Consider the following 12,730-nt stretch of genomic DNA (forward strand, 5'->3'; position numbering starts at 1 on the left):
GCGAGTTCGATTCTCGTCACCCGCTTTATTTGGATATTATAGCCAAGCATTTGCTTGGGCGCGTAGCTCAGATGGTTAGAGCGCACGCCTGATAAGCGTGAGGTCGGTGGTTCGATTCCACTCGTGCCCATATTGGAGAATTACTCAAGAGGCTGAAGAGGACGGTTTGCTAAATCGTTAGGTCGGGTAACTGGCGCGGGGGTTCGAATCCCCCATTCTCCGTAGTATTATGACGAATTATCTTTTAGATAATTCGTTTTCTTTTTTTTGAGGTGACAAAATGAAAAATAGTTTTTATCGATTTCTTCTTTATGGGTTTATTATTATTCTATTTTTTGTAATGCTTTTTTCTTTTGTCTTTACTAATAAAAAATTAACGAAGGATATCTCTTTTAATGTATCTGGTTTAGTTACAAAAGTAGACTCTGTGGTTTCTGTTCCATTTACTGCACTATCAAAATCTCACAATGTTCTTTCTGATCTTTTATCAACTTATTCTGAGAATCGTGATTTAAAAAAATCTTTATCAAATTTAGAGAATCAATCGGCTATTATTTCTAACTTGCAAGAAGAGAATGATTCTTTAAGAGCATCGCTTAATCTTTCGGACAAGCTAAGTCGTGATAATGTTCTCACTGCTGAAGTTTCTATGAGACCTTCTGTGACTTGGTTAAAAGAGTTAACTATTAATGTGGGTAAGTCTAAGAATGTTAGTAAATCTATGCTAGCAACTTCTAATGGTGGAGTTATTGGCTTTGTAACTAAAGTTTATGATGATACAACAACTATTTCTTTACTTTCTAGTAGTTCTAGTGATAGTTACCTTGCATCTAGTGTTAAATCAGAGGACGATAATCAGATTTTCGGGATTATATCACGTTATGATAATAAAAAGAAGCTATTAGAGATGACACAACTTAATTCATCTTCTAACGTTAAGGTCGGCACTGAAGTAGTCACAAGTGGTCTTGATGATGTATCAGTAAAGGATGTTCCAATTGGTACTGTAGACTCTGTTATTGATTATGAAGGAAATCGTACGATTTTGGTAAAACCTTATGCTGATTTTGATAAAATTTCTTATGTTACTTTAGTTGGAGATGGTAAATAATATGAAATTATCCAAGTATTCTATTATTCCTTTCTTACTGAGTATTGTCCCTTTTCTATGGGATGGTCATATTTCTATGATACTTAATCATTATTTATCCCCTGAATTTTTTCTATCATCTCATCTTTTTATTATTTATATTTTCATCTTAACTCTTGATTTTCCAAATAAGTATGCATTTCTTTACCTTATTTGTTTTGGATTTCTTTATGATACCTATTATTTCAAAACAGTTGGTATAGTAATTCTAACTCTGCCACTATTATGCTATCTGTTAACTCAGCTAGCTCGAATTGTTAAGAGGAATACCTATGTTGATTTTTTGTTAATGTTTTTATTCTTATTTCTTTTTGATACCATAAATTTTGGCTTTGCCGTATTTTATGGTTTCACCAATGAGTCTGTGACTGATTTTATTATTTATCAACTAAGTCCTAGTATAGTATTTAATCTTTTGATCTTTATCTTTATTAAACCTATTCTTGAAAAATTATTTTTATATCTGTCAGTTGATAGATTTAAATAGAACTGTAATATTGGCGTAACAAAGTTTGCGTCATTTTTTGTTACAATAAGAAGGTCTTATCGAAAAGGAGTAGTATTTTATATTATGAAAAAACGTATTCTTTCAGCAGTGTTGGTAAGTGGTGTAACCTTATCAGCAGCTGCATCAGTACATGCAGAGGATTATGATTCGCAAATCGCTGCTGCAGATAATGCAATTAGTAACCTTGCTTCTCAACAAGAGACTGCACAAGCGCAAGTTGCTACAATCCAATCTCAAGTATCTACACTTAGAACACAAAAATCAGAATTGGAAACTAAAAATGCTGAACTTGAAAAAGTGTCAGCAGATTTGGAATCTGAAATTCAAGAATTATCAAGTAAAATTGTAGCTCGTCAAGATTCTTTGGCGAAACAAGCTCGTAGTGCTCAACAAAATAATACTGCGACTAGCTACATCAACTCTATCTTGAACTCTAAGTCAATCTCTGAAGCTATTACTCGTATCACAGCTATTTCAAAAGTTGTTACGGCTAATAATGACATGTTGACAAAACAAGAGTCTGATCAAAAAGAGCTTGCTGCAAAGCAAGAACAAAACCAAGCTGCTATTAATGAAATTGCAACTAATAAAGCTGAGCTTGAAACAACAGAAGCTGGTTTGACAACTCAACAAGCTGAACTAGAAGCAGCACAAGTTACTTTGGCTGCAGAATTGGCTACAGCACAAGATGAAAAAACATCACTTGTTTCTGCTAAATCAACTGCAGAAGCTGTGGCAGCTTCAACTGCAGCATCAGTTGCTCAGTCTCAAGCAATTGCAGAATCAGAGGCAGCAGCACAAGCAGTAGCATCTTCAGAAGCGGCAGCATTTGTAGCTCAATCAGAGGCGGCAGCAACTTCAGAAGCTGTAGCTCAACCTTCTGAAGCTACTGTTTCAGAAACAGCGACAGCCTCAGAAGTAGCACAAGAACCGGTTTCATCAGAAACTTCAGAAACTACTCAAGAGCCAACTGTTGCAACTTCAGAAGCAACACAAGAGCCTGCTGCTCCAGCAACATCTGAAGCACAGCCAGAATCAGCTGCGTCAGAGGCACAACAAGAGCCTGCTGCCCCAGTAACATCTGAAGCACAACCAGAATCAGCTGCTCCAGCAGCTTCAGAAGCTCCTGCTAGCGAAGCACCTGCAGCAACATCTGAAGCACCAGCAAGTCAAGCACCTGCAGCTTCAGAAGCACCAGCTCCTGCTGCTGAAACACCTAAAGTATCAGCAGCATCAACTCCTAATACATATCCAGTTGGTCAATGTACTTGGGGTGCTAAATCATTAGCTTCATGGGTTGGTAATTACTGGGGTAATGCTAAAAACTGGATTGCTAGCGCACAAGCAGCTGGTCACTCAGTTGGTACGACTCCTGTAGCCGGTGCAATTGCGGTTTGGCCAAATGATGGTGGTGGTTATGGTCACGTAGCTTACGTAACATCAGCATCAGGTACAAATTCAATTCAAGTTATGGAATCAAACTATGCTGGTAACATGTCAATCGGTAACTACCGTGGTACATTTGATCCAACATCATCAGCTCATGGTGGTTCTGTATACTATATTTACCCATAATGAATACAAAAAGGCGATTCGAATTTTCTCGAATCGTTTTTATTTTATGGCAAAATGTCTTTACTTTCTGGAACTGCTTTTAGACGGGAAAATGTCGAGGTTAAGGTTAAATCTTTTTAGTCTTGTTAAGTTACTGTGACACCATTTATTTTGCATTGAAAATCAATCTAAAAAAAGGTAGAATGGTTTAGTAGATATTTTGGAGGAAATCATGTCTTATACGAATTTGAAGTTGTTTGCTTTATCGTCTAACCAGGAATTAGCAGCAAAAGTTGCTGATAAAATGGGTATTGAACTCGGAAAATCAAGTGTTCGTGAATTTTCAGATGGTGAGATTCAAGTTAATATTGAAGAATCTATCCGTGGTCATCACGTTTTTATTCTTCAATCTACAAGCTCCCCTGTAAATGATAACTTGATGGAAATCTTGATTATGGTTGATGCACTAAAACGTGCCAGTGCAGAAACAATCAGTGTTGTTATGCCTTATTATGGTTATGCACGTCAAGACCGTAAGGCACGTTCACGTGAACCAATCACATCTAAGTTGGTTGCTAATATGCTTGAGGTTGCAGGTGTTGATCGACTTTTGACAGTTGACCTCCATGCTTCTCAAATTCAAGGATTCTTTGATATTCCTGTAGACCATTTGATGGGTGCACCACTTATCGCAGATTACTTTGATCGTGCTGGTCTTACTGGGGATGATGTTGTTGTTGTTTCTCCAGACCATGGTGGTGTGACTCGTGCACGAAAACTTGCTCAATGTTTGAAAACACCAATTGCAATCATTGATAAGCGTCGTAGTGTTGATAAAATGAACACTTCTGAGGTTATGAATATTATTGGTAACGTTGAAGGTAAAACATGTATCTTGATTGATGATATGATTGATACTGCGGGTACAATCTGTCATGCGGCGGATGCGCTTGCTGAAGCTGGTGCAACTCATGTTTATGCTTCATGTACTCATCCTGTATTGTCAGGTCCAGCACTTGATAATATTCAAAAATCTGCTATTGAGAAGCTTGTCGTATTGGACACGATTTATCTTCCAGAAGAACGTTTGATTGATAAAATTGAACAAATTTCAATTGCTGATTTGATTTCAGAGGCAATTATTCGTATTCATGAAAAACGTCCATTGTCACCTTTGTTTGAAATGGGCCATAAATAGACTAAAGCTAGCCTAGGCTAGCTTTTTTGGTGTTTAAATGCGTTTGAGTTTTTGATATAATGTAAGGCATAATTGCAAAGAGGTGACCGTGATGGATTTAACACAACGTTTTAATAAAAATTTAGATAAGATTGAAGTTTCAATGATTCGTCAGTTTGACCAATCAATTTCAGATGTACCAGGGATCAAAAAGTTGACACTTGGTGAACCTGATTTTACAACTCCAGATCATGTAAAAGAGGCTGCTAAAGCTGCTATCGATGCTAACCAGTCGCACTATACAGGTATGGCAGGGCTTCCTGCCTTACGTCAGGCAGCTGCGGAGTTTGTTAAGGAAAAATACAATCTTACTTATAACCCAGATAATGAAATTTTGGTGACTATTGGAGCTACAGAAGCCCTTTCTGCAACATTGACTGCTATTTTGGAGCCAGGAGATACGATTCTTTTACCTGCACCAGCCTATCCTGGATATGAGCCGATTGCAAATCTAGTTGGTGCTGAAATTGTCGAAATTGATACAACAGCTAATGATTTTGTTTTGACTCCGGAGATGTTAGAAAAGGCAATTTTGGAGCAGGGAGATAAGCTTAAAGCCGTTTTGCTTAACTACCCAACCAACCCAACCGGTGTGACCTACTCACGTCAACAGATTAAAGATCTGGCTGAAGTTCTGAAAAAATACGATATTTTTGTTGTTAGTGATGAAGTTTACTCTGAACTAACTTATGTGGATCACCATGTATCTATTGCTGAGTATTTACCGGAACAAACGATTTTGATTAATGGTTTGTCTAAATCTCATGCGATGACAGGGTGGCGTATTGGTTTGATTTTCGCACCTGCAGTCTTGACGGCTCAGTTGATTAAGAGTCACCAATATTTGGTAACAGCTGCAGCAACAATGGCACAATTTGCAGCTATTGAAGCCTTATCTGCTGGTAAGGATGATGCCCAACCAATGAAAGTTGAGTACTTGAAGCGTCGCGATTATATTCTTGAAAAAATGACTGAACTTGGTTTCAGAATTATTAAACCTGATGGTGCTTTCTACATCTTTGCTAAGATTCCAGAAGGGTATACTCAAGACTCCTTTAAGTTCTGCCAAGACTTTGCTCGTGAAAAAGCTATTGCGATTATCCCAGGGGTCGCTTTTGGGAAGTATGGCGAAGGCTTTGTTCGCTTGTCGTATGCGGCTAGCATGGATACTATTGAAACAGCTATGACTCGTTTGAAAGAGTTTATGGAAGAACATGCAGAAGCTTGAGAGTAGAGGGCTTGTCCTCTTCAATCGTAATTATCGTGAGAATGATAAACTAGTTAAAATTTTTACCGAGCAAGCTGGTAAACGGATGTTTTTTGTTAGAGGTGGTGGGGCAGGTAAATTAAGTGCTGTCATTCAACCTTTGACCATCGCTGAATTCATGATGACTGTAAATGATGAAGGTCTATCTTTCATAGAAGATTATAGCCAGGCACAATCCTTCAAGGAAATTACAAGCGATATTTTCAAGCTGTCTTATGCGACTTATTTGGCTGCATTGACAGATGCTACTATTGCTGATGGTGTGACAGATGCGCAATTATTTGTATTCTTGGAGAAGACGCTTGAATTAATGGAAGAAGGCTTGGATTATGAAATATTGACTAATATCTTTGAGATTCAGGTTTTAGACCGTTTCGGCGTACGCTTGAATTTTCACGAGTGTGTCTTTTGTCATCGTGTAGGACTTCCTTTTGATTTCTCGTTTAAGTTCTCGGGGCTACTTTGTCCAAATCACTATGCAGAGGATGAAAGGCGTAGTCACTTGGACCCTAATGTGCCTTATCTTTTAGATTGTTTTCAGGGGCTTTCCTTTGAAGAATTGAGAAGCATATCTGTTAAGGATGACATGAAACGAAAGCTACGATATTTTATCGATGACCTCTATGATAATTATGTTGGAATACATCTTAAAAGTAAGAAGTTTATTGATAATCTAAATTCTTGGGGCCATATTATGAATAAAGAAGATAGTGCTGACTAGACATTATCTTCTTTTTGTTTCACGTGAAACAGGAAAGTAATGGTTTTCAGTCTCAGGGGTTAAAATGCAGGTCAGTTCGTGCTATAATAATAAGATAATAAGCTGAAAGACTCTGCTAGAAACAGTGAACTAGTCTATTTTAGTTACCTAATATTTTATTGAAAGAAATCTGAGTTTGTTTTTTATGGCAGAGGACGAGAGGGAGAATGCTATGCATGTAATTGCAGTAGATGCTATGGGTGGCGATAATGCGCCACAAGCAATTGTAGAGGGAGTCAACCAAGCTATAGCAGATTTCAAAGATATTGAAATCCAGCTTTATGGTGATGAAGCTAAAATCAAGACTTATTTGACAGCGAATGAACGTGTGAGCATTGTGCATACTGATGAAAAGATAAATTCGGATGATGAGCCAGCTAAAGCTATTCGCAAGAAGAAAAAAGCTTCAATGGTCTTAGGTGCACAAGCTGTTAAGGAGAAAAAAGCAGGTGCCGTGATTTCTGCGGGAAATACAGGTGCCCTTCTTGCCGCAGGTCTCTTCGTGGTCGGACGTATTAAGGGAGTTGAGCGTCCAGGTCTTATGTCAACAATGCCAAGTTTTACTGGTCAACCCTTTGATATGCTTGATTTAGGTGCAAATGCGGAAAATACAGCTAGTCATTTGCATCAATATGCTATTTTAGGCTCTTTCTATGCTAAAAATGTGCGTGGCATTGCCAACCCTCGTGTAGGTCTCCTTAATAATGGGACTGAGGAAACAAAGGGGGATAGTCTTCGTAAGGAGGCTTTTGAACTCCTATCTAAGGAGCCAAGTATTAACTTTGTTGGTAATGTTGAGGCGCGTGAAATTATGTCAGGAGCTGCTGATGTAGTAGTCGCTGATGGTTTCACAGGAAATGCAGTTCTTAAGGCAATTGAAGGAACGGGACTTGGTGCCATGAAGACTCTTAAGTCAGCTATCATGAATGGTGGTCTTAAAGCTAAGTTAGGTGCCTTCCTATTGAAGGATAGTCTAAAAGGTATGAAAGAGACTATGGATTACTCTAGCGCCGGAGGTGCGGTTCTCTTTGGTCTTAAAGCTCCCGTAGTAAAATGTCATGGATCTAGTGATGCTAAGGCAGTTTACTACACCATTAAGCAGGTTCGTACGATGCTTGATACTAAGGTTGTTGAGCAGCTAGTTGAAGCCTTTAGTCCGAAAGAGGAGGCTAACTGATGAGTAGAGTAGAAATTCTTCAGAAAATGCAGCTCGTTATTCAAGAGCAGATGGGTAAAGAGGACATTGTTTTAACCGAAGCCACCAAATTAGATGACTTGGGTGTAGATTCAATAGAGCTTATGGAATTCATTATTAATTTGGAGGATGAGTTTGCTCTTGAGATTTCCGATGATACTATTGACCATATGGTTAAGGTAGCTGATTTGTTGAACTATTTGTCTGAGGAATTGAATAAAGAATAAGAAAGCTAGAGATAGATAATAGTTGTGTACTATACGATTGTTATTTTGTGGGAGTGAGGCAAGAAACTAAATGTTATATGGATTTAGTTCTGTCACACTCCTTTTTTCTATACATTTTTTATTAGGAAACTCTAAAAAAGAATCAAAAGACGAACGTTGTTTTTTTACTAAAGTAATAAAGTTTGCTATATATTGGTTTTTGGATTCTGGTGTGGTATAATTAGGAAGAATAAACTTGAAAGGCGAACAATACCATGTCAAACCAACTAATTTATACTGGTAAAGCTAAAGATATTTATAGTACAGAAGACGAAAATGTGATTAAGTCGGTCTATAAGGACCAAGCAACTATGCTTAATGGTGCTCGTAAGGAGACTATTAAGGGAAAGGGTGTGCTAAATAATCAGATTTCGTCTCTTATTTTTGAAAAATTGAATGCTGCGGGTGTAGCTACTCACTTTATCGAACGTATTTCTGACACAGAACAACTCAACAAGAAAGTGAAAATCATTCCTTTGGAGGTTGTTCTTCGTAACGTGACTGCGGGTTCTTTTTCTAAACGTTTTGGCGTGGAAGAAGGTTTGGACTTGAAAACTCCTATCGTTGAATTTTACTATAAGAACGATGATTTGGATGATCCATTCATCAATGATGAGCATGTGAAGTTCTTGGATATTGCCAATGATGAACAAATTGCTTATATCAAGGAAGAAACGCGTCGTATCAATGAATTGCTGAAAGATTGGTTTGCACAAATTGGTCTTCGTTTGATTGACTTCAAATTGGAATTCGGTTTTGATAAGGATGGCAAAATTATCTTGGCAGATGAATTTTCACCAGATAACTGCCGCCTTTGGGATGCTGAGGGGCACCATATGGACAAGGATGTCTTCCGTCGTGATCTTGGTAGCTTGACAGATGTTTATGAAGTTGTATTGGAAAAATTACAAGGATTGAAGTAGCCTTTTACAAATAGAATACTTGGTCTTCACTACAATCTTTAAGTAGAAATAGATAAAGGAAATAAAATGGATAAACGTATTTTCGTTGAGAAAAAAGCTGATTTTCGTGTGAAATCTCACTCTTTAGTAAAAGAATTAAAGCATAATCTTCAGTTGAAAACTTTGAATGATCTTCGTATTGTTCAAGTTTACGATGTCTTTAATTTGGCAGAGGACTTGTTTGCGCGTGCGGAAAAACACATCTTCTCTGAGCAAGTGACCGATACTGTTTTGGATGAAGCTGCGGTTAAGGCTGATCTTGAGAAGTATGCTTTCTTTGCTATCGAAAGTTTGCCTGGTCAATTTGACCAACGTGCGGCATCTTCACAGGAAGCTTTGCTTTTGCTTGGTAGTTCAAATGATGTAACGGTGAACACAGCGCAACTTTACTTGGTTAACAAGGATATTGATGCGAATGAGTTGGAAGCTGTCAAAAACTACCTCTTGAACCCAGTGGATTCTCGTTTCAAAGACATCACTGTTGGCATTGCTAAACAGGATTTCTCTGAGTCTGACAAGACCATTCCAAGTTTGGATTTCTTTGAAACTTATACGGCAGAAGATTTTGCTAAGTATAAGGCAGAGCAAGGATTGGCAATGGAAGTGGATGACCTTCTATTCATTCAAGATTACTTCAAGTCTATTGGTCGTGTGCCAACTGAGACTGAGCTTAAGGTGTTGGATACTTACTGGTCTGACCACTGTCGTCACACAACTTTCGAGACTGAGTTGAAAAACATCGACTTCTCTGCTTCTAAATTTGAAAAACAATTGCAAGCGACTTATGACAAGTATATTGCCATGCGTGATGAGTTGGGACGTACCGAAAAACCTCAAACCTTGATGGATATGGCGACTATTTTTGGTCGTTATGAGCGTGCCAATGGTCGTTTGGACGACATGGAAGTGTCTGATGAAATCAATGCCTGCTCAGTTGAAATTGAAGTGGATGTCAATGGTGTGAAAGAGCCATGGCTTCTCATGTTCAAGAACGAAACCCACAACCACCCAACGGAGATCGAACCATTTGGTGGGGCTGCTACTTGTATCGGTGGGGCCATTCGTGACCCATTGTCAGGTCGTTCATATGTTTACCAAGCCATGCGTATCTCAGGTGCTGGTGATATTACAACACCAATTGCTGAAACTCGTGCTGGTAAATTACCACAACAAGTGATTTCTAAAACAGCAGCTCACGGTTATTCTTCATACGGTAACCAAATTGGTCTTGCAACAACCTATGTTCGTGAATACTTCCACCCAGGTTTTGTTGCTAAGCGTATGGAGCTAGGTGCCGTGGTCGGTGCGGCTCCTAAGGAAAATGTTGTCCGTGAAAAACCTGAAGCAGGTGATGTGATTATCTTGCTCGGTGGTAAGACTGGACGTGATGGTGTCGGTGGTGCGACAGGTTCATCTAAAGTTCAAACGGTTGAATCTGTTGAAACAGCTGGTGCTGAGGTTCAAAAAGGGAATGCCATCGAAGAACGTAAGATCCAACGTCTTTTCCGTAATGGGGAAGTGACACGTCTTATCAAGAAATCAAATGACTTTGGTGCTGGTGGCGTCTGCGTAGCGATCGGTGAATTGGCAGATGGTCTTGAAATTGATCTAGACAAAGTACCATTGAAATATCAAGGATTGAACGGTACCGAAATTGCCATCTCTGAATCTCAAGAGCGTATGGCTGTGGTAGTTCGTCCAGAAGATGTAGATGCCTTCATTGCAGAATGTAACAAAGAAAATATTGACGCGGTTATCGTTGCGACAGTGACTGAAAAAACAAATCTTGTTATGCACTGGAATGGCGAAACCATCGTTGATTTGGAACGTCGTTTCCTTGATACAAACGGTGTACGTGTAGTTGTGGATGCTAAGGTAGTTGACAAGGATGTCAAGCTTCCAGAAGAACGCCAAACATCTGCCGAAACCCTTGAAACAGATACGCTTGCAGTCTTGGCTGACCTTAACCATGCCAGTCAAAAAGGCTTGCAAACCATCTTTGATAGCTCAGTTGGTCGTTCAACAGTCAATCACCCACTTGGTGGTCGTTACCAAATCACACCAACTGAAGCTTCTGTACAGAAATTGCCAGTCCAACATGGTGTGACAACAACTGCTTCTGTTATGGCGCAAGGGTTCAACCCTTATGTAGCAGAATGGTCTCCATATCATGGTGCTGCTTATGCGGTCATCGAAGCAACCGCTCGTTTGGTTGCTGCTGGTGCAAACTGGTCTAAGGCTCGTTTCTCTTATCAAGAATACTTCGAGCGTATGGATAAACAAGCAGAGCGTTTTGGTCAACCAGTATCAGCTCTTCTTGGATCAATTGAAGCGCAGATTCAACTCGGTTTGCCATCTATCGGTGGTAAAGACTCTATGTCTGGTACCTTTGAAGAATTGACAGTACCACCAACCTTGGTTGCTTTTGGTGTCACAACTGCAGATAGTCGTAAGGTCCTTTCTCCAGAATTTAAAGCTGCTGGTGAAAATATTTACTATATCCCAGGTCAAGCTTTGGCACAAGAAATTGACTTCGATCTTATCAAGTCTAACTTTGCTAAGTTTGAAGCCATCCAAGCCGATCATAAAGTCACATCTGCATCAGCTGTCAAATATGGTGGTGTCCTTGAAGCGCTTGCTCTTGCAACATTTGGTAACCATATTGGTGCCACTGTAACCCTTGAAAATCTTGAGACTGCCTTGACAGCTCAATTGGGTGGATTCGTCTTCACATCTCCGGAAGAGATTTCAGGGGTTGCCAAGATTGGACAAACAGTAGCTGACTTTACACTTACTGTCAATGATGTAACGCTTGATGGACACAAACTTGACAGTGCCTTCCAAGGTAAATTGGAAGAGGTTTACCCAACGGAATTTGCACAAGCAACTGAGTTGGAAGAAGTACCTGCTGTGGCATCAGATGCTGTTATCAAAGCTAAAGAAACAGTTGAGACACCAGTGGTTTACATCCCAGTATTCCCAGGTACTAACTCTGAGTACGATTCAGCTAAGGCCTTTGAAAAAGAAGGTGCAAAAGTCAACTTGGTACCATTTGTAACACTTAACGAAGAGGCTATTGTCAAGTCTGTTGACACCATGGTTGACAATATCGAAAAAGCTAACATTATCTTCTTTGCAGGAGGCTTCTCAGCAGCCGATGAACCAGACGGATCAGCTAAATTTATCGTTAACATCTTGCTCAATGAAAAAGTACGTGCAGCCATCGATAGCTTCATCGAACGTGGTGGTTTGATTATCGGTATCTGTAACGGATTCCAAGCTCTTGTCAAATCAGGTCTTCTTCCATATGGTAACTTTGAAGATGCAAGCAGTACCAGTCCAACCCTCTTCTACAATGATGCCAATCAACACGTGGCTAAGATGGTTGAAACACGTATTGCCAACACGAACTCACCATGGCTTGCTGGAGTAGAAGTTGGTGACATCCATGCCATCCCAGTATCACATGGTGAAGGTAAATTTGTCGTGACAGCTGAGGAATTTGCAGAGCTTCGTGACAATGGTCAAATCTTTACCCAATATGTTGACTTCGAAGGTAAACCAAGCATGGATTCTAAATACAATCCTAACGGATCTGTGAATGCTATCGAAGGTATCATAAGTAAGAACGGTCAAATTATTGGTAAGATGGGTCACTCAGAACGTTTCGAAGACGGTCTTTTCCAAAATATTCCAGGAAATAAAGACCAACACCTCTTTGCGTCAGCGGTTAAATACTTTACTGGAAAATAATAGAGTGACAAGTGCACTCAGTAATGATATTTTTCAATGTAGCAGTAGTTCTAAAGAGCTTGAAAACTTGAGTTCCAA

General features: G+C 39.3%; 10 protein-coding genes and 2 tRNA genes. All 12 read left to right on the forward strand.

Annotation, left to right across the window (positions count from 1 at the left end):
* Positions 1-56: 56 nt before the first annotated feature.
* A tRNA-Ile gene (locus tag HMPREF2637_RS10480) sits at positions 57-130 on the forward strand.
* A gap of 4 nt (positions 131-134) precedes the next feature.
* Positions 135-222, forward strand: a tRNA-Ser gene (locus tag HMPREF2637_RS10485).
* Positions 223-280: 58 nt separating this feature from the next.
* Entirely contained in the window at positions 281-1,111 is an 831-nt protein-coding gene (gene mreC, locus HMPREF2637_RS10490) for a rod shape-determining protein MreC (RefSeq protein WP_049545166.1), read from the forward strand.
* A gap of 1 nt (position 1,112) precedes the next feature.
* Positions 1,113-1,637 (forward strand): rod shape-determining protein MreD, encoded by a 525-nt coding sequence (gene mreD, locus HMPREF2637_RS10495; protein ID WP_064525015.1) that lies wholly within the window; start codon positions 1,113-1,115, stop codon positions 1,635-1,637.
* Between the two features lie 84 nt (positions 1,638-1,721).
* A complete protein-coding gene (locus tag HMPREF2637_RS10500) occupies positions 1,722-3,233 on the forward strand; it encodes a PcsB-like coiled-coil domain-containing protein (RefSeq protein WP_064525012.1) in 1,512 nt (503 codons plus the stop codon).
* Positions 3,234-3,444: 211 nt separating this feature from the next.
* Positions 3,445-4,410, forward strand: coding sequence for a ribose-phosphate diphosphokinase (locus tag HMPREF2637_RS10505; RefSeq protein ID WP_002886286.1), 966 nt, complete (start codon positions 3,445-3,447; stop codon positions 4,408-4,410).
* Positions 4,411-4,501: 91 nt separating this feature from the next.
* Positions 4,502-5,677, forward strand: coding sequence for a pyridoxal phosphate-dependent aminotransferase (locus HMPREF2637_RS10510; protein ID WP_049545078.1), 1,176 nt, complete (start codon positions 4,502-4,504; stop codon positions 5,675-5,677).
* Positions 5,664-6,437: a DNA repair protein RecO gene (gene recO / locus HMPREF2637_RS10515; RefSeq protein WP_064525009.1), complete on the forward strand. Its 774-nt coding sequence runs from the start codon at positions 5,664-5,666 to the stop codon at positions 6,435-6,437. The genes HMPREF2637_RS10510 and recO overlap by 14 nt, the downstream gene beginning before the upstream one ends.
* A gap of 211 nt (positions 6,438-6,648) precedes the next feature.
* Entirely contained in the window at positions 6,649-7,653 is a 1,005-nt protein-coding gene (gene plsX, locus HMPREF2637_RS10520; RefSeq protein ID WP_013989885.1) for a phosphate acyltransferase PlsX, read from the forward strand.
* The gene (locus tag HMPREF2637_RS10525) at positions 7,653-7,898 is read left to right on the forward strand and encodes a phosphopantetheine-binding protein (protein ID WP_064525006.1); all 246 of its coding nucleotides are present in this window, start codon (positions 7,653-7,655) and stop codon (positions 7,896-7,898) included. Before plsX ends, HMPREF2637_RS10525 begins: the two co-directional genes overlap by 1 nt.
* A 254-nt stretch (positions 7,899-8,152) precedes the next feature.
* Positions 8,153-8,860: a phosphoribosylaminoimidazolesuccinocarboxamide synthase gene (gene purC, locus HMPREF2637_RS10530; RefSeq protein WP_037599463.1), complete on the forward strand. Its 708-nt coding sequence runs from the start codon at positions 8,153-8,155 to the stop codon at positions 8,858-8,860.
* A gap of 66 nt (positions 8,861-8,926) precedes the next feature.
* The gene (locus HMPREF2637_RS10535) at positions 8,927-12,652 is read left to right on the forward strand and encodes a phosphoribosylformylglycinamidine synthase (protein WP_064525004.1); all 3,726 of its coding nucleotides are present in this window, start codon (positions 8,927-8,929) and stop codon (positions 12,650-12,652) included.
* Positions 12,653-12,730: the final 78 nt, after the last annotated feature.

The sequence above is a fragment of the Streptococcus sp. HMSC065H07 genome (assembly GCF_001837325.1).
Classification (GTDB): domain Bacteria; phylum Bacillota; class Bacilli; order Lactobacillales; family Streptococcaceae; genus Streptococcus; species Streptococcus salivarius_H.